Raw genomic sequence first — 18154 nt, forward strand, 5'->3', positions numbered from 1 at the left:
GCCGTGCGGGGCGCGGCTTGCGAGGGCACCACGACGGCCCGCCTGCCGTGGCCCGATGTTCCGCACGGCCCCGCTGCTCGCCCTCGCCGCCGCCCTGCTCGCCACCCCCTGCCCCGCCGCCCACGCGGCCCTTCCGCCGCCCCCGCCCGGCCCGCTTCCCGCGCCCGTCCCCTACGCGTGCGTCGTCGACGCGTGGCCCTGGGGCTGCGTCGCCGACTGCGGGAGCGGCGGACGCTGGCACGCCGACACCGGGAACGGCTTCTACGGCGGGCTCCAGTTCTGGCAGCCGACCTGGGTCGAGTACGGCGGCCTGGCCCACGCCCCGCGCGCCGACCTCGCCACCCGGGAACAGCAGACCGAGGTCGCGCGGGAGGCACTGGCCGTACAGGGCTGGTCGGCGTGGCCGGCCTGCTCCCGGCGCTACGGGCTGGAGGGCCGCATGCACACCGTGCGGACCGGCGACACGCTGTCGTCCGTCGCCGCCCGGTACCGGGTCGAGGGCGGGTGGCGGGCGCTGTACCGGGCCAACAGGGAGACGCTCGGCCGCCGCCCCGACCGGCTGAGGCCCGGTACCCTCCTGGTCATCCCGGCGGAGGCGGCGCGCGGCCAGGACCGCGTTCCGGCCGTGTCCGGCCCTCCGCTGCCCCCTCCGAACGGGACCGCCACTCGGCCGTCTCCCCGCTGAACACGACCGTGCCGCGCCGCAGTTCGTACACGAACCCCGGGCGCTCGCGCAGCGCCGGCGGCAGCCGCTGCTCGGCGAGGACCACACACGCGGGCAGGGCGGCCAGCAGGTCGTACGTGCGGGCGGCGACCGCGGGGGACATCCCCTGGGCCGGCTCGTCGACGAGCACCACGCGCGCGCGGGACAGCAGCGCGCGGGCCAGGGCGAGCATCCGCTGCTCGCCTCCGGAGAGCGTGCCCGCGCGGCGCGGCAACAGGTCCGCGAGCGCGGGATAGGCGGCGAGTGCAGGGTCGAGGACTTCGGCCGCCAGTTCGAGGTTCTCCCGGACCGTCAGCGTGCCGAACACGGCCTGCCGCTCGGGAACCAGGCACAGTCCCCGGCGGGCCCGCCGGAACGCGGGCACGCCGGTGACGTCGGCGCCGTCCCACACCACCGACCCCGCCGACAGCGGCACCGTCCCGGCCAGCGCGCGCAGCACCGTCGTCCGGCCGCTGCCGTTGCGGCCCAGCAGGACGGTCAGGCCCGCGGAGGGGGCGGCCAGGGTGACGCCGTGCAGCGCCTCCAGGGGGCCGTAGCGCACGCGCGCGTGGCGCAGGGCGAGGGTCACGGCGTCGGCGCCCCCTCCGCGTCGAGGGCGTCGAGGGCGTCCAGCACGGTTCCGGGCGGGCCCGAGGCGACGATCCGGCCCGCCGCCATCACATGGACCACGTCGGCCAGGTCGGCCACCAGGTCGAGGTCGTGTTCGACGACCAGCAGCGCGGTGCCGTCGGCGGCGAGCGCCGCCAGCAGCCGCGTCAGCGCGGCGACCTCGGCGCCGTCCAGCCCGGCGGCCGGCTCGTCCAGCAGGAGCACCCGCGGGGTGCCCGCCAGGGCGCGGGCCAGCTCCACCCGGCGCAGCGTCCCGGTCGGCAGGCCCTCCGCGCGGGCCCCCCGCACGGCGCCGTCGAGCCCGCACAGCGCCAGGGCGCGCGCCACCGCCGCCGGATCCCGCACCCGGCCCTGTTCGGCACCGACCCGGACGTTCTCCATGACGGTCAGCGACGAGAACATCGCCGGCTGCTGGAACGTGCGGGCGATCCCCAGCCGGGCACGGGCGTGCGCCGGCAGCCGCGTGATGTCCCGCGTCCCGAACAGCACCCGGCCGCGCACGGGCCGCAGCGTTCCCGCGAGGCAGTGGAACAAAGTGCTCTTCCCGGCCCCGTTCGGCCCCACCACCGCGGTCACCCGTCCCGGCCGCACCTCCACCCCGACCCCGCCGAGCGCGGTGAAGCCGCCGTAACGGGCGTGCAGTCCGACGGCTGTGAGGCGGGGCCGCGGCCCGGGGGGACGGTCGGGTGAGGTGGCCGCGGGGGCCGGCCGGGGTGGTGGTGGGGGTTCGCCGGTGGGGCGGGACGGCTCGGGCGGGGGGACGGGGTGGGCAGGTGGGGGTTGGGTGAGGGGGCGCGGCTCGGCAGCGGGTCGGGCCGGGGGAGCGGTGTCCGCCGGAGGCCGGCCTCGGACCGAGGCGGGGAGAGGCCGGCCGGACGCGGTGGAAGCCCCGCCCGAGCGGGCGGGAGCCGGTCCCGTCGGTCTGGTGGGTCGGGTGGGGCCGACGGGGCCGGCGGCGCTGGTGGGGCCGGGGCCGGTGCGGCTGGTACGTCCGGTCGGTTCAGCCGGTCCCGTCGGTCCGGTGGGTCGGGTGCGGCCACTTGGTTCCGTCGGCCCCCCAGATCCGGTCGGCCCGCTGGGGCCGGTCCTCGACCCGCCGGTGCTCGGCCCGCCGGTCCGCGTCAGCCGGGCTCGCGTCAGACCGGCCCGCGCCCGCCGGCCCGCCGGGGTCAGCGCGAGGGTGCCGGTTCGGCGGCGGCCCAGCGCGCGGAGCGCCTCGTACGGGCCCTGGGGGAGGCGGCCGACGAGGACGGCGAGGAGGCCGACGAGGGCCGCCGCCACACCTCCCCGGGTGCCCGCGTCCAGGCCGACCAGGAGGGCCGCCGCGGCCAGGGCACCCAGGGTGGTGTCGGCGCCCAGGACGACGACCGCGGCGAACCAGAGCAGGCTGCGGACGGGGTCGTACACACCGGGGTCGAAGGCGCGCAGACCCATGGCGAGCAGTGCGCCGCCGAGCGCGGCCAGGGCGGCCCCGACGACGAACGCCAGCAGCTTCAGGGACGGGACCCGCACCCCCGACGCCGCCGCGCCCGCCTCGTCGTCCCGCACGGCCGCCAGCGCCCGGCCGGCCCGGTCCCCGCGCAGGAGCCGCGTCACCAGCAGGGCGCCGCACAACAACGCCAGCTCCAGGACGTAGTACGCGCGGTCCCCGTCGAAACCGGCGGGGCGGCGCACCGCCAGCCCGGCGGTCGCGTACGGCTGGGCGAACACGAAACGGCTCACCCCGACGCCCACCGCGAAGGTCGCCAGCGCCAGGGCGAGGCCGTGGCGCCGGATCGCGGGCCACCCGGTGAGCAGGCCGAGCGGCGCCACCAGCAGCACCGCCACCACCAGCGCCGCCAGCTCCGGCAGCCGCGGCAGCCCCGGGAAGCGGCCTGCGGCCAGCAGGGCGGTGAACAGGGCCCCCAGCCCCGCGTACGCCGCCTGCCCGAGGGAGATCTGACCGCCCCGGCCGGTCACCACGACCAGCGACAGCAGCACCACGCCGAGCGCCGGCACCTGGACCGACGTGTGCAGGTCGGAGCCCGCGAGGCCCAGCGGGAGCAGGAACAGCACCACCGCGACGGCCCACGCCCCCGGCGGGGCCGGCACACGCGCGGTGGCCGTGCGCGGCAGCGCGTCACCGCTGCCCACGCCGGGCAGCGCCAGTGCCGCGACCAGCAGCGCGACCACGAACAGATTGGCCCCCAGCGCCTGCAGCAGCGGCTCTTGCCAGCCCGCCGGGTGCAGCCGCGTCAGCTGGCTCTGCGCCACCCCGACGCCCAACGCCACCGCGATCGCCACCGGCAGGCTGCGCATCCGGGCCGCCACCGCGACCGCCATCACCTCCATGACCAGCAGCGGCAGCCCGTACGGGTCGAGCCGGACGTACGGCGCCAGCAGCACGCCCGTCAGCCCCGCCGTGAACGAGCCGAACGCCCAGCCCGCCGCGGCGACCCGGTCCGCGTCGATGCCGCCCAGCACCGCCAGCCGCCGGTCGTCCACCACCGCCCGCAGCTCCCGCCCGAACCGCGTCCGGCGCACGACCGCCGCCACCGCGGCCGCCAGCGCCACGACGACCGCCAACGCACCCCAGGGGTCCGCCGGCAGCAGCCGCGGCACATCCTGCTGCGCCCCCTGGCCCCACACCAGCGCCGCCCCGCCCACCAGCAGCACGAACACCCCGATCGACGCGACCAGGGACCGCGCCGGGTCGCCGCCCGGCACGGCCGACGGCCGGAACACGAACCGCTCCAGCACCAGCCCGATCGCCGGGGCCAGCACCAGCAGCGTGACCGCAGCGCCCAGCCACAGCGGCCATCCCCACACCGACACGCACTGCCGCAGCGCGTACGCGCACACCATCGCGACCGCCCCGTGCGCGAGGTTCAGCACGCCCGTCGCGCGGTACGTCACGATCAGCCCGATGCCGGTCAACGCGGCCGCGCTGCCGACCGAGAGACCGGCGACGGTGAGGTCGTACGTCAGCGAGGACATGCTCAGCCGTCCGCCGCGTCCGGTTCGCAGACCGGGCAGGGGCGCAGGGCGCCGCTCGCCGCCAACCCGGTGTCCACCGGCACCGCCTCCGGCTTCCCGGCGACCAGCGGGCAGTCCGCGCGGTGCCACAGCGTGCCGCCCGGCACCGTCCGCAGCTCCCGGCTGACCGCCACGGGCGCCGCGGCCGGCCGACCCGGCTCCGCGTCGCCCTCCTGCTCGGCCGCCACCAGCAACCCGTACAGCTCCTCCACCCGGCCGGCGGCCACGCTGTCGCGGGCGTGTGCGAGCAGCACCGCCCCGGCGACGATCAGCGCGGCACCGGGCACCGTGCACGACGCCAGGTAGGGCAGCTGCCGCTCGGCGAACCGCTCGCCGGACACGCCGTACCAGCCGAGCACGCACAGCACCGCTCCGGCGGCGAGCGCGGCCCAGCCCGCCCACACGACCGGGTGCACGGTCCGCAGTCGCGCCGTCCGCATCGCTGGCTCCCACCTGTCGTAGGTCGCTTTTCGGGTGAAGTCGCTCTCCGGCTGAAAGGGGGGACTATGTGCTGATGTGTCGATGTGCCGATGGCTTGCACTATGCCCCGTGCGAGCCGACCCTGAAAGCATCGGGCGCACAGGGCCCGGACCGACACCCGGGGGTGACCCATATGGTTCTCGGGAGTGACCTCAGGCGGCGGAAGGCGGGACGGCCCACGGGACCGTCGGCGGGGAGGGGCACGGCGATCGCCGCCGCCCTGGTCCTGCTGCTCGCCCCGGCCCTCGCCGCGTGCGGCGGCGACGATGACGACGGCGGTCAGGCGACCACGTCCCCGACAGCGGTCACCTCCACGCCCGGCGGGTCGGCGAACGAGTCGTCGGCCGCCGGCGGACCGGCGGACCCGGCGGCCGCCGAGCAGGAGATCCGGCAGAACTGGGAGAAGTTCTTCGACCCCGACACCTCGATGGCGGAACGCCAGGCCGTCCTGGAGCACGGCGACCGGATGGGCCCCGTCCTGGGGATGTTCGGCAACGACGCCCGCGGCCGCCAGGCGCAGGCCCGGGTGACACAGGTGGAATTCACCTCGCCCACCGAGGCCACCGTCACCTACGACCTGATCGTGTCCGGCCAGACCGCGCTGCCGAACGCCTCCGGCAAGGCGGTCCAGGAGGACGGCACCTGGAAGGTCTCCGTCACCACGCTGTGCGCCCTGGTCTCGCTGAGCGGCAATGGCTCGCCGACGGCGATGCCGGGCTGCTGAGACCGCGGCTGCCGCGCTGCTGCTCCTGCTGACCGCGGCCTGCGGCAGCCGGCTCCCGGAGAGCGACTTCGAACACCGCGGCACCCCGACCGCGCAGGCCCCGCCCCTGCGCGTCGGCATCATCACCAGTGCCACCAGCCCGGTCGGCGGCGGTGCCTTCACCGGGCCGCGGGACGGGGCCAAGGCCTACTTCGACCGCCTCAACGCGCGCGGGGGCGTCGCCGGACGCCGCGTCGAGGTGCGCGAGTGCGACGACGGGGGCAGCGGCGTCGGCAACAACACCTGTGTGCACCGGCTGCTCGAGGAGGACCGGGTGGTCGCCCTGGTCGCCACCACCGTCCTGGACTACGCGGGCGCCCCGCGCGTCTCCCACGCGCGCGTGCCCGACATCGGGGGCCAGCCCATCGGCCCCGCCTACGACACCTGGCCGCACCTGTACAGCATCTACGGCAGCAGCGCGCCCCGGGACGGCACCGTCGGCTGGGACGGCGAACTGTACGGCGGTACCGAGGTCTACCGGTACTTCAAGAGCGAGCAGGGCGCCCGCACCGCCGCGGTGGTGTCGTACAACCAGGCCGCGTCCGCCGCCTACGCCCGGCTCGTGGAGCGCGGGCTGCGGGCCGAGGGCTACAAGGTCGTCACCGAGCAGGTCGACTTCGCGCTGCCCAACTTCCGCGCGGTCGCGGCCGACCTGAAGCGGCGCGGCGCGGACCTCGTCTTCGACGCCCTCGACACACACGGCAACGCACGCCTGTGCGCCGCGATGGACGACGTGGGCGCCCGGGTCACCGCCAAGGTCACCAACGTGCAGAACTGGACCTCCGCCGTCCTCGACGACTACCGGGACGCCCCGCGCTGCCGCAACGCCCTGTGGGCGACCGGGAAGAGCCGCAACTACGACGACACCTCGCACCCCGCCGTACGTGAGTTCCGCAAGGCCACCGAGGACCTGCGGACGCACTCCCAGTGGCAGCTGGAGGGGTGGGCGGCCGCCCTGTGGTTCACGCGGGCCGCGCGGGACTGCGCCGCCGAGGGCGTCACGCGCGCGTGCGTGGACGACCGGATCGCGCGCACCCGGGACTTCACCGCCGACGGGCTGCTCCTGCCGGTCTCCTTCGCAGCGCGCGCCGAGCCGCCGGAAACCAGCCGCGCCTGCCTGTCGGTGGCCCGCTGGCAGGACGGCGAGGGCTGGGTCACCCAGGGCGAGATGACCGAGAACTGCTTCGACGACGTGCCCCAACTCGCCTACCGGCCCTGAGCGTCGGAGCTTCCTGGCAGGCTGGCCCCCATGCTGGACACCTCGGCCCGCCTCCTGCGCCTCCTGTCCCTGCTCCAGGCCCACCGCGAGTGGTCCGGTGCCGCGCTCGCCGAGCGGCTGGGCGTCACCGCGCGCACGGTCCGCCGCGACGTCGACCGCCTGCGCGAGCTCGGCTACCCCGTCGACGCCAGCCCCGGCACCGGCGGCGGCTACCAGCTCGGCGCGGGCGCCGAGCTGCCCCCGCTGCTGCTGGACGACGACGAGGCGGTCGCCGTCGCCGTCGGCCTGCGCACCGCCGCCGGGCAGGGCATCGACGGCATCGGCGAGACCTCCGTACGCGCCCTGGCGAAGCTGGAGCAGGTGCTGCCGCAGCGCCTGCGCCGCCGGGTGGGTGCCCTGAACGCCTTCACCGTGCCGATGCTGCGCGGCCCGCGCTCCTCGGCCGTCGACCCGGCAGTCCTCACCGAGCTGGCCCACCTGTGCCGGGACGCCGAGCGGCTGCGCTTCGAGTACCGGGGCGGCGACGGCGCCGTGTCCCGCCGCACGGTCGAACCGCACCGCCTGGTGTGCAGTGAGCGGCGCTGGTACCTGGTCGCATGGGACGTGGACCGTGCCGACTGGCGGACGTTCCGGGTGGACCGCCTCACCCCGAGACCGCCGCACGGTCCGCGCTTCGCCCCGCGCGAACCGCCCGCCGACGACCTGGCCGCCTACGTCTCCCACGGTGTCTCCACGCGCGCGTACGCCGAGCAGGCGGCCGTGCGGCTGCTGGTGCCCCTGGCCGACGCCGCCGACCGGATCTCGCCCTCGGCCGGGACGCTGGAGGCCGACGGGCCCGATGCCTGCGTACTGCGCACGGGGGCGGCGAGCCTCGACGTGATGGTGATCCACATCGTGCTCATGGGCTTCGATTTCGAGGTGCTGGAACCGACCGGGCTGAGCGATGTGATCAGGACGGTGCGGGACCGGCTGTCCCGGGCGCTGGACCGGGCGGACGGGCCGGGAGCGGGCGGCTGACGGCCCGGCCGACCTGTACGGAGGTTCTGTGGAGATGCCGTGCAATTCCTATGCGGTGCGGGGTCTCCGTGAGCGGCCGGAATCCGAATCCGACGCTCCTGACGAAATGCTTCTTCCGGCGGGTTTTCCGGCCACTCGGCGAAGGAACGCCGACGCGATCGGGAATTGCGTTCGAATACACCGGAGAGGCGTGGGACCCTGCGTTTCATTCTGGCCGACGGTGACGGATCGCGGTCGGCGCGCGTGTCGTGATCCTGTGACAGAAGTGTGACCGGAGTGATCCGCCGTTGGTGGCACCGGGGTTCCGGACGTGCGGCGGGCGGCCTAGCGTGGCGGTATGGCACCCATTCCCACTCCGCCCCCGGAGCCCCAGGACAGCCCCGACGGTTATGTCGGCCTCGACGCCGAGCGGGCCGAGCGGCTCGCGCGCGAGCGCGGGTGGTCGACGGTGCGGTCGCTGCCGCCGGGAGCGATCATCACCATGGAGTACCGCGTGGGACGGCTGAACTTCGAGGTGCGCGACGGGCGGGTGGCCCGCGCCTGGAAGGGGTGAGCGGGCGGGACCGGGTGGGTGCGTACCGGTGGTCCCGCCGCGCCCGGTCCGTCAGCCGCCGGTCAGCGGGCGGGCCGCGGAGGTGGCCGCGGAGCGCGGGGCGCGGTCGGCGTGCGGCGGTCTGCGGCTGCCGGCCGGAGTGACCGGGGTGCGCTCGGAGCGGCCGTGGTGCGGGCCGGGGGCCAGGTAGGCCGGCGGCCTGGCGGCGGACCCACGGACCGGGGCGGCCGGCTCCCGGTGCGGGGCGGTGTCCCGGGCGGTCGCCGTCTCCTGCCCGGCGCGCGTTTCCCGTGCGGCTGCCTCCCGTACGGCACCTGCCTCCCGTGCGGCGGTCGCCTCCTGCGCCGGGGCCGGAGTTGGCTTCCGCGCGGCGGTCGCCTCCTGTACCGGGGTTGCTTCCCGTACGGCGGTCGCCTCCCGGGCCGGGGCTGCCTCCCGGGCCAGGACCGCGTCCCGGTCCGGGGCTGCCTCCTGGGGTGGGGCGGCCGTCCGGAGGACGCCGGCATCCGGGACCGCGGCCGTCTCGTGGGGGGCCGTGATCGTCTCGGCAGCCGCACCCGTCGCGGCCTCGCCCAGGGAGGAGGCCGAGGTCGGCCGGGCCCGGAGCGGTACCACCACCGGGGCCGGGGCCGTACCGGTGCGGCCGTCGCGCAGACGGTCCCGCAGGGCGAGGATCCACGCCTCGGAGCGGGCGATCAGCGGCTCGCACCAGGGCAGCGCCAGCAGGATCAGCAGTCCCGCGGCCCAGCCGAGCAGGACGTCGCTCAGCCAGTGGGTACCGAGGTAGACGGTGGTGAGTCCCACGCCGAGCGAGGTCACCGCGGACAGCGCGGACAGCCAGCGGCGGGCTCTGGGCGTGGACGCCAGGTAGGCCAGGATTCCCCAGGTGACCACGGCGTTCGCGGTGTGACCGCTCGGAAATATATCGCCGCCGAGCCACATCTCGTTGGAGCCGATGGTGGTCGCGTAGTGAGGTCCCAGCCGCCCCATGCCGATCTTCGCGGCGCCGACCGTGAGGTTCAGCAGCAGCAGTGAGGCACCCAGGGTGAGCAGGGGGCGCAGGGTGTGCTGGCGCCAGGATCTCCAGCCGAGCCAGGCGGCGACCATCACCGCGGTCGGGCCGCGCTGGCCGAGCACCACGTAGTAGTCGAGGAAGGCGTGGACCTCCGGCCACTGCTGATAGGGGCGGAAGAACATGACCTGCCAGTCCAGCCGGACCAGCCAGGAGGTCGTCACCACGAGCCACACGATGGCCAGGTAGAACGCCAGCGTCGCCGCGAACAGGGCCACCCGGTGCCGGCTCATGCTGGGCATGTCGCGGAGCGCCGGTCGTTCCGGCTCCCGGTCCAGCCTGGCGAACACCCGGTCCAGACGGGTGAGGTTTCGTTCGGTACGCACCCGATTGACGTTACAGCGCGTGAGCTGCGTTACCCGGCGAATCAACGGCTTTGTGATGACGATGTGATGTGGGATTGCTCTCAGGATGATGTTTATTCCGTAGGAATGGGCAATCCGAGAACGCGGGCGCTTCCAATTGTTTTGGCTGCTGTGCGGGCGCGTTTTAGTCGGCTTACGAAACGGTTCACCGAATGGTCGGACGCCATTCACTGCTGACCGGAGCCGTTCACCCGTCACCGGCCGTTGGTGAGCCGCGGCGGCTGGTCCCCGACGGCGGGAGGGCGGAGGGCGCGCGGAGCGGGGGTGGAGCGCACAGGTCGGCGAGGGCGCCGTGCGATCACGGAGCGCGCCGGGATGGTGGGTCGGTGTCGGCTCCGGCGGCGTGCCCCGCGGCGCGCGCGCCGTGCGGGCCGGTCGCGCTCCGGTGCCGCGCGAACGGAGCAGAGCCTCGCGCGCCCCTGCGGTCAGTACGGGGGCCCGAGCGCACCCCGGTTCCCGGCAGGCGTGTGCAAGCCGGGGCCTATGGGAATCGGCGTGCTGGAGGGACTCGTGGGAGTGGCGTACGCCACACGGGTTCTCCGTGGGGTGTGAGAGGTCCGCCACGTGACCGGCGCGCGAACTCGCGTACGCTGCGTGTCACTCGTCGTTCGTCTGCGCGGGCCGGGGACACCGCTCCTCCCCGGCCGAGCCGCGGGGCGTCCCCACCCCGCGAGCCCGCCGGACGCGGGGGAAAACCTGGGAGGTACGTACATGTCCGGGACGACCACGGCCGCCTCGGCGTCGCGCCGTCGGGCGGCCGGGGCCGGTGCCAGCCGCTGGGTCGTCCTCGTCGTGCTCTGCGTCAGCCTGTTGCTGGTCGCCGTGGACGCGACCGTGCTGCACGTCGCGGTACCCGCCGTCACCGAGGACCTCCGGCCCGGTGCCATGGAGCTGCTCTGGATCGTCGACACCTACCCGCTGGTCTGCGCCTCGCTGCTGATCCTCTTCGGGACGCTCGGCGACAAGGTGGGGCGCAGACGCGTCCTGCTGCTCGGCTACGCGCTGTTCGGGGTCGCCTCCGCGCTGGCCGCCTTCGCCCCGGACGCCCAGGTACTGATCGTGGCGCGCGGACTGCTCGGCGTCGGCGGCGCGATGATCATGCCGGCCACGCTGTCCATCCTGCGGCAGGTGTTCCCGGACCGGCGCGAGCGGGCGCTGGCCATAGGGATCTGGAGCGCGGTGGCCGCCGTGGGCGCGGCCGTGGGGCCGTTGCTGGGCGGCTTCCTGCTGGAGCACTTCTGGTGGGGGTCGGTCTTCCTCGTCAACATCCCGCTGATGCTGGTCAGTCTGCCGGTGGGGCGGATGCTGCTGCCGGAGTCGCGGGGCAGCGGTGAGGGGCCGTGGGACGTGGCCGGCGCGCTGATGGCGGCGGCCGGGCTGTTCGGCATGGTGCTCGGCGTCAAACGGCTGGGCGGCGGTGAGTCGGCCGACAGCCCGCTGACGGTGCTGGCGCTGGCGACGGGCGGCGGACTGCTGACGCTGTTCGTGCGGCGCCAGCGACGGCGCGCCCATCCGCTGGTGGACCTGCGCATGTTCGCGCGGCCCGCGTTCAGCACGGCGGTGGCGTGCATCGTGCTGGCGATGCTGGCGCTGGTCGGTCTGGAGCTGATCGCGGCGCAGTACCTGCAGCTGGTGCTGGGGCTGTCCCCGCTGGAGACCGGGCTGCGACTGCTACCGCTGACCTTCGCGGCGATGGCGGCGGGGCTCGCCGGTGCGCGGCTGCTGCGGCGGTTCGGGCCCCGGAGCATGGTGTGCGGGGGCTTCTGCCTGACGGCGGCGGCCGTGGCGTCGCTGACCGCGATGGGCGGTGCCGACGCCCCGGCGCTGCTGCTGGCCGGGTTCGTGCTCCTGGGGTTCGGGCTGGAGACGACGCTGTTCGCGGCGTACGAGTCGATGCTGAGCGAGGCGCCCGCGGAGCAGGCCGGGGGCGCGGCGGCGGTCGGGGAGACGTCGTACCAGCTGGGGGCCGGGATCGGGATCGCGCTGCTCGGCAGTGTGATGAACGCGGCGTACGCCCCGGGGCTGGCCTCGGTCCCCGGGGTGCCGGCCGAGGCGTCGCGGTCCGCCGGGCACTCGCTGGGGGAGGCGTACGAGGTGGCCGGGCACCTGGGCGGCCCGGCGGGGGACGCGCTGCGGCGGGCGGCCCGCGACTCCTTCGTGCACGGACTGCACGTCACGCTGCTGGTGAGCGCCGGGCTGCTGCTGCTCGGGGCGGCCATGGCGCTGCGGTTGCCGCGGACGATGCAGTGCGAGGCGGTGGAGGTGCCGGCGCCGCGCGAGTGCGAGGAACGGGCGCCCGCGCGCGTGCAGCCCGTCTCCGTGGGGGCCCTGCCCGCCCACGTGCGCTCCGCGCCCGGCCGGGGCAAGGGGTGAGTGCTCTCGTGGGCGGCTGTTCGCCGCCGGTGGCCGCGGGTGGTGCGGTGGCGGCGGTCGGCGGTAACGTCGGGGACGGCGTTGTAATTAGCGGTGCTAGTTTTTTGGGGGCCTCGTGGTGGCGTTCGACCCTGCTGATCCTCTCGGTATCGACGACCTGCTGGACGACGAGGACCTCGCCGTCCGGGACACCGTGCGGCGATGGGCCGCGGAGCGGGTGCTGCCGTACGTGGCCGAGTGGTACGAGAGCGGCGAGCTGCCGGTGATCCGGGATCTCGCGCGCGAGCTCGGCGGAATCGGCGCGCTCGGCATGTCGCTGGAGGGATACGGCTGTGCGGGGGCCAGTGCCGTGCAGTACGGGCTGGCCTGTCTGGAACTGGAGGCCGCCGACTCCGGGATCCGCTCGCTGGTGTCCGTGCAGGGCTCCCTGGCGATGTACGCCGTCCACCGGTTCGGCAGCGAGGAGCAGAAGCAGCGCTGGCTGCCCGCGATGGCCGCCGGCGAGGTGATCGGCTGCTTCGGACTGACCGAGCCCGACCACGGCTCCGACCCCGCCGCGATGCGGACCCACGCCAAGCGCGACGGCTCGGACTGGATCCTCAACGGCCGCAAGATGTGGATCACCAACGGTTCCGTCGCGGGGGTCGCCGTGGTGTGGGCGCGGACCGAGGAGGGGATCCGCGGGTTCGTCGTGCCCACCGACAGCCCCGGCTTCTCGGCGCCCGAGATCAAGCACAAGTGGTCCCTGCGGGCGTCGGTGACCAGCGAACTCGTCCTCGACGACGTACGGCTGCCCGCCGACGCCGTGCTCCCGGAGGTCACCGGGCTGCGCGGGCCGCTCAGCTGTCTCTCGCACGCCCGGTACGGAATCGTCTGGGGTTCGATGGGTGCCGCGCGCTCCTGCTTCGAGACCGCCCTCGCCTACGCGACGTCCCGCGAGCAGTTCGGGCGGCCCATCGGCGGCTTCCAGCTCACCCAGGCCAAGCTCGCCGACATGGCGGTTGAACTGCACAAGGGGATCCTGCTCGCCCACCACCTGGGGCGGCGCATGGACGCCGGCCGCCTGCGTCCCGAGCAGGTCAGCTTCGGCAAGCTCAACAACGTACGGGAGGCGATCGAGATCTGCCGTACGGCACGGACCGTCCTCGGCGCCAACGGGATCTCCCTCGAATACCCCGTGATGCGGCACGCGACCAACCTTGAGTCGGTGCTGACCTACGAGGGCACCGTCGAGATGCACCAGCTCGTGCTGGGCAAGGCGCTCACCGGGCTGGACGCCTTCCGCTGAGCCCGGCGGCGGGGCGGGGCCGGTGAGCGGCCCTGCCTCAGCTCTGGTTGAAGAAGCCGTCCGCGCGGTGCGCGGCCGGGTCCCCGCTGACGATCTCGGTGTTGGCGGGGGTCAGCAGGAACACACGGGTGGAGACCCGCTCGATCGAGCCGCGCAGCCCGAAGATCAGCCCCGCCGCGAAGTCGACGACGCGCTTGGCGTCGGCCGGCTCCATCGCCGTCAGGTTCATGATCACCGGGACGCCCTCGCGGAAGAGCTCGCCGATCGCCCGCGCGTCCCGGAAGCTGTCCGGGGTGACGGTGCCGATCCGGCGGCCCTTCTCCTCTGCCGTGTCCGTGGCGACCTTCACCCGGGGGTCGGTGACCCAGGCGTCCCCGGCGTCGGTCCCCTCGGAGTAGTCGTCGTCGTAGTAACGCTCGTCATCGTTGTCGTCGACGAGGCCAAGCCAGGCACTCGCCTTGCGCACCGATCCCATGGACGCCTCCTCTCACAGCGGTCTTTCTTGCTTTCCGCATCCCCATGGTCGTCCATGATGCGGATGTCGCGCCAAGTGGATAGACGCCGCGCGGGGGGTTTGTGACGGTACTGGTGCACAGCGAATCCGTACAGAGCCCGGGCCTGCCAAGGGTCCTACGGTGTACGGATGCTGACTGAGAGTGAAATATGACTCATCGCCGCGTACGGGTGATGAGCGGTGCGTACGGGTGAACCCCGGCGGCCGTACGGGGCGGGTCCGGGATGATGATCGGTCGATAACATGCGGCGGTTCGACCTTGCGGGACAGCAAGCGCAGCAATCGGCAGCAATCGCAGCAACGGGGGATCCGTCGTGTTCGGAATCGTCAGGCCGTGCCGGCACCGGCTCGGGGACACACTCAAGACCCAGTGGATGGCGCACCTGTGCGGACTGTGCCTCGCGCTGCGCGCGGACCACGGTCAGTTCGCCCGCGTCGTCACCAACTACGACGGGCTGCTCATCTCCGTCCTGACGGAGGCTCAGGCCGAGCGGGCCACCGGGTGGCGGCGTACGGCAGGGCCGTGCCCGCTGCGCGGGATGCGCACCGCCTCCGTCGCCCGGGGCGAGGGCGCGCGGCTCGCCGCGGCCGTGTCGCTGGTGCTCGCCTCCGCCAAGGTGCGCGACCACGTCGCCGACGGAGACGGGCTGCTGGCCCGGCGTCCGGTGGCGCTCGCCGCCCGCCGGGTCGCCGGGAGCTGGGGGCGGGCGGGGGAGCGCGGCGGCATCGCCGTCGGGTTCGACACGGCGGTCCTCCTCGACGCGGTCGACCGGCAGACCGGCATCGAGGCGCTCGCCGGCCCCGGCACCCCGCTGCTGACCGTGACCGAGCCGACCGAGACGGCCACCGCGGCCGCCTTCGCCCACACCGCGGTGCTCGCCGGCCGGCCCGGCAACGCCGAGCCGCTCGCCGAGGCCGGCCGGCTGTTCGGGCGGCTCGCGCATCTGCTGGACGCCGTGGAGGACTGGGAAGCTGACGCCGCGTCGGGCGCGTGGAACCCCCTGACGGCCACGGGCACCTCCCTCAACGAGGCCCGGCGCCTCGCCGACGACGCCCTGCACGGGATCCGGCTTGCGCTGCGGGAGGTCGACTTCGTCGACGGCAAGCTCGCCCATCTGCTGCTCGCGCACGAGCTGGGGCGGTCGGTGGACCGGGCGTTCGGGGCCAGCTCGTGCGGGCACGGGAGCGGGAGTGGGAGCGCTGTCACGGGTGTCGTCGAGGGGGCGTTCGGGCCGTCCCAGGCTCCGCAGACGCCGTTCGGCGCGCCGGGGTCGCCCTTCGGGGACCCGCACCGGCCGGAGAAGCGGGGGTTCTTGGCCGGGTGCGCGGTCGCGCTGGGGCTGTGCTGCACCTGCAAGGTGTGCTGCGCGGACGAGTTCGAGGGCCCGTGGTCGCGCAAGAAGCGGGGCGGCTGGTGCAGCGACTGCTGCGGCGGCTGTGACTGCTGCGAGGGGTGCGAGTGCTGCGAATGCTGTGAGTGCTGCGCCTGCGACTGCTGACGGCGTGCGTCCGCCCGCTGTCTGCTCCTGCCCGGCGCCTGTGCGGCTGCCGAGACCTGCGCGGCTGCCGGCGCCTGCGCGGGTCCGCCGGCGCGTGTCCGGCGGCCGGTGCCTGGGGTCGCTGAGGTCTGGGGGGTGACGAGGTCTGCGCTGCCGTCCGTGCTGCCGTCTGTGTGCTGCCGTCTGGGCTGCCTTCCCTGCCCCGCGGCGTCCGGTGCACGTGTCCAGCCAGGTGCCCGTGCGGCGTCCGGTGCCCGGCGTCCGTGTGGCGTTCGGCGTCGTGTGGCGTCCGGCGCCCGTACGGAGGCGGAGGTGCGCTGCCGTCGAAACCCGTGGTGTCGGCGCTCGTTCGGAGCGGGGCCCTCGTCCGCCCGGCGCGCCACCCGCGGTGGTCAGGGCCCCGTGCGGGAGCCGGAGGTCCGCGCGGGTGGCCCGCCCGGATGTCGTTGTCGTCCGACGATGATTCACGGCGCTTTCTGTGAGCGTCCTGTGGCGCTCTTGTGCCCGTCCGGCTTCGGCGTCATCCTCGCTGCGGGGCGTGTGTCAGGGACACGCCATTTCAGGCCACGCCCCCACGGGTCCTCACCCCCCGGCCCGCCGCTCTCACGGAAAGCTCCCACAAGGAGCTTCCAGGAGGAGGAAGCGTGAGAACCAAGCGCACCCGACTGCTCGCCGTCGCCGCCGCTCTCTTCGCCGCCACCCTGGCCGGGGCACCCGGTGCGGGCGCCGTCCCCGCTCCCGTCGCCGACACGGCCCGCCTCGCCCGGGTCTCGGACGCCGTGGCCGCCACCGGGGTCGACGGCACCGCCTGGTACGTGGACCCCGAGGACGGGCGGGTCGTCGTGACCGCCGACGGCACCGTCTCCCGGGCCGACGTCGCCCGCCTGCGCCGGGCCGCGGGCGGCGACGCGGGCGCCCTGCGGATCCGGCGAGTGAGCGGGGTCTTCGCCCCGCTGCTCTCCGCCGGGGACGCGGTCTACGGCGGCCGGTACCGCTGTTCACTCGGGTTCAACGTGGTCAAGGGCGGCACGTACTACTTCCTGACCGCCGGCCACTGCGGAAAGTCCGCCAAGACCTGGTTCACCGACCCGGCGCACACCACCCTCGTCGGCCCGACCGTCGCCTACAGCTTCCCCGGCGACGACTACGCCCTGGTCCGCTACGACAACACGGCGCTCGGCCACCCCGGCGGCTACACCGCCGCCGACGCCTACGTGGGGGAGAGGGTGACCCGCGACGGGTCGACCACCGGCGTGCACAGCGGAACCGTGACCGCACTGGACGTGACGGTTCGTTACCAGGGCGGCGGCACGGTGCACGGCCTCATCCAGACCACCGTGTGTGCCGAGCCCGGCGACTCCGGGGGTCCGCTCTACGACGGCTCCAAGGCGATCGGCATCACCTCGGGCGGCAGCGGTGACTGCCGGTCCGGCGGGACCACGTTCTTCCAGCCGGTGACCGAGGCCCTCGGCGACTACGGGGTCAGTCTCTACTGAACCCTCTCCCGCCACCGGCGGGCAACTGTTGAAGGCTGCACCGCGCGGCCGAAAGACACCCTTGCGCCGACCGGCCGTTCGGCCGAATACTCCCCCACAGCGCTTGTCAGGGTCACGGCATGTCTGGATCCGGACGTGCCGTGACCCTCGACTGCGCCTCACGGGCCCCGACCCCACGCGGGCCCCCGACTTCCCTTGGAGGGAACGAAAAGTGAGGATGAAGCGCACCACCCCCACCAGCGGCACCATGAGACGGAACCGGCTGATCGCCCTCTCCACCGGACTCGTGGCCGCCGCCGCCATCGCGATCCCCAACGCGACCGCGGCGAGCAACACGACCTTCAGCACCGCCCAGCTCCAGAGCGCCGGAGCCTCGGTGCTCAAGGCCGACGTCCCGGGCACGGCCTGGGCCGTCGACAGCAAGACCCACCGGGTCGTGGTCACCGTCGACAGCACCGTCTCGCAGGCGGAGATCAACAAGATCAAGCAGCAGGCCGGTGCCAACGCCGGCGCGCTCACCATCAAGAAGACGCCGGGCAAGTTCCAGAAGTACATCGGCGGCGGCGACGCCATCTACGCGAGCGGCTGGCGCTGTTCACTCGGCTTCAACGTCAAGAGCAGCAGCGGCGCCGACTACTTCCTCACCGCCGGACACTGCACCGACGGCGCGGGCACCTGGTGGTCGAACTCGTCCCGCTCGACCACGCTGGGCTCCACGGTGGGCTCCTCCTTCCCGACCAACGACTTCGGGATCGTCCGCTACACCAACTCCTCGGTGTCCAAGCCCAGCCGCGCCGGCAACACGACGATCACCCGGGCGGCCACCCCGAGCGTGGGCACCACGGTCTACCGTGACGGCTCGACCACCGGGATCCACAGCGGCCGTGTCACCGCGCTCAACGCGACGGTCAACTACGGCGGCGGCGACGTCGTGTACGGCATGATCCAGACCACGGTCTGCGCCGAGCCCGGCGACTCCGGCGGGCCGCTCTACTCCACCAGCGGCATCGCCTACGGTCTGACCTCCGGTGGCAGCGGCAACTGCTCCTCCGGCGGCACGACCTTCTTCCAGCCGGTGACCGAGGCCCTGAGCTACTACGGGGTGCACATTCCCTGACCGATGGCGGCCGCCCCCACGGTCCGCCTCGAGCACCACGCGACAGCAGA

At 74.5% G+C, this 18154-nt stretch carries 15 protein-coding genes; 10 read left to right on the forward strand and 5 right to left on the reverse strand.

Annotated elements, in window-relative coordinates; genetic code table 11:
• Positions 1-55: 55 nt before the first annotated feature.
• Positions 56-685 carry a transglycosylase family protein gene (locus ACSLTV_RS27155; RefSeq protein ID WP_435613039.1) on the forward strand — a complete coding sequence of 210 codons (630 nt, stop codon included), beginning with the start codon at positions 56-58 and terminating at the stop codon, positions 683-685.
• On the opposite strand, the gene ACSLTV_RS27160 is transcribed toward ACSLTV_RS27155, so the two are convergent.
• From ACSLTV_RS27160 to ACSLTV_RS27170, 3 genes are read right to left on the reverse strand one after another with little or no spacing between them, the layout of a single operon-like run.
• On the reverse strand, positions 582-1292 hold the full coding sequence (locus ACSLTV_RS27160) for an ATP-binding cassette domain-containing protein (protein WP_432138552.1): 711 nt from the start codon (positions 1290-1292) through the stop codon (positions 582-584). The genes ACSLTV_RS27155 and ACSLTV_RS27160 overlap by 104 nt on opposite strands.
• Positions 1289-4309, reverse strand: coding sequence for an ABC transporter permease subunit (locus ACSLTV_RS27165; protein WP_435613040.1), 3021 nt, complete (start codon positions 4307-4309; stop codon positions 1289-1291). The genes ACSLTV_RS27160 and ACSLTV_RS27165 overlap by 4 nt, the downstream gene beginning before the upstream one ends.
• Positions 4310-4311: 2 nt before the next feature.
• On the reverse strand, positions 4312-4788 hold the full coding sequence (locus ACSLTV_RS27170) for a hypothetical protein (protein WP_432138550.1): 477 nt from the start codon (positions 4786-4788) through the stop codon (positions 4312-4314).
• A gap of 173 nt (positions 4789-4961) precedes the next feature.
• On the opposite strand from ACSLTV_RS27170, the gene ACSLTV_RS27175 reads away from it, so the two are divergent.
• The 4 genes from ACSLTV_RS27175 to ACSLTV_RS27190 all read left to right on the forward strand — a co-directional run bounded on the left by ACSLTV_RS27175 (position 4962) and on the right by ACSLTV_RS27190 (position 8380).
• Positions 4962-5552: a hypothetical protein gene (locus ACSLTV_RS27175; protein ID WP_432138549.1), complete on the forward strand. Its 591-nt coding sequence runs from the start codon at positions 4962-4964 to the stop codon at positions 5550-5552.
• Positions 5521-6810 (forward strand): ABC transporter substrate-binding protein, encoded by a 1290-nt coding sequence (locus ACSLTV_RS27180; RefSeq protein ID WP_435613041.1) that lies wholly within the window; start codon positions 5521-5523, stop codon positions 6808-6810. The genes ACSLTV_RS27175 and ACSLTV_RS27180 overlap by 32 nt, the downstream gene beginning before the upstream one ends.
• Before the next feature lie 30 nt (positions 6811-6840).
• Positions 6841-7827, forward strand: a complete 987-nt coding sequence (locus ACSLTV_RS27185) for a helix-turn-helix transcriptional regulator (RefSeq protein WP_435613042.1) — start codon at positions 6841-6843, stop codon at positions 7825-7827.
• A gap of 337 nt (positions 7828-8164) precedes the next feature.
• Positions 8165-8380, forward strand: a complete 216-nt coding sequence (locus tag ACSLTV_RS27190) for an I78 family peptidase inhibitor (protein ID WP_432138546.1) — start codon at positions 8165-8167, stop codon at positions 8378-8380.
• A 51-nt stretch (positions 8381-8431) separates the two neighbouring features.
• On the opposite strand, the gene ACSLTV_RS27195 is transcribed toward ACSLTV_RS27190, so the two are convergent.
• Positions 8432-9778 carry a phosphatase PAP2 family protein gene (locus tag ACSLTV_RS27195; protein WP_435613043.1) on the reverse strand — a complete coding sequence of 449 codons (1347 nt, stop codon included), beginning with the start codon at positions 9776-9778 and terminating at the stop codon, positions 8432-8434.
• Positions 9779-10528: 750 nt separating this feature from the next.
• Between ACSLTV_RS27195 and ACSLTV_RS27200 the strand changes: the two genes are divergently transcribed.
• Complete coding sequence (locus tag ACSLTV_RS27200; protein WP_432138544.1) at positions 10529-12190, forward strand: MFS transporter; 1662 nt, start codon at positions 10529-10531, stop codon at positions 12188-12190.
• A 115-nt stretch (positions 12191-12305) separates the two neighbouring features.
• Positions 12306-13478 (forward strand): acyl-CoA dehydrogenase family protein, encoded by a 1173-nt coding sequence (locus ACSLTV_RS27205; protein ID WP_435613044.1) that lies wholly within the window; start codon positions 12306-12308, stop codon positions 13476-13478.
• Positions 13479-13515: 37 nt separating this feature from the next.
• On the opposite strand, the gene ACSLTV_RS27210 is transcribed toward ACSLTV_RS27205, so the two are convergent.
• On the reverse strand, positions 13516-13953 hold the full coding sequence (locus ACSLTV_RS27210; protein ID WP_432138542.1) for a cell division protein SepF: 438 nt from the start codon (positions 13951-13953) through the stop codon (positions 13516-13518).
• Positions 13954-14306: 353 nt separating this feature from the next.
• On the opposite strand from ACSLTV_RS27210, the gene ACSLTV_RS27215 reads away from it, so the two are divergent.
• The 3 genes from ACSLTV_RS27215 (at position 14307) to ACSLTV_RS27225 (ending at position 18104) form a co-directional block, all read left to right on the forward strand.
• Positions 14307-15491, forward strand: a complete 1185-nt coding sequence (locus tag ACSLTV_RS27215; protein WP_432138541.1) for a DUF5685 family protein — start codon at positions 14307-14309, stop codon at positions 15489-15491.
• Positions 15492-16135: 644 nt separating this feature from the next.
• On the forward strand, positions 16136-16987 hold the full coding sequence (locus ACSLTV_RS27220; RefSeq protein WP_432138540.1) for a S1 family peptidase: 852 nt from the start codon (positions 16136-16138) through the stop codon (positions 16985-16987).
• Between the two features lie 211 nt (positions 16988-17198).
• Entirely contained in the window at positions 17199-18104 is a 906-nt protein-coding gene (locus tag ACSLTV_RS27225) for a S1 family peptidase (RefSeq protein WP_432138539.1), read from the forward strand.
• Positions 18105-18154: the final 50 nt, after the last annotated feature.

The sequence above is a fragment of the Streptomyces sp. bgisy159 genome (assembly GCF_965341775.1).
Classification (GTDB): Bacteria; Actinomycetota; Actinomycetes; order Streptomycetales; family Streptomycetaceae; genus Streptomyces.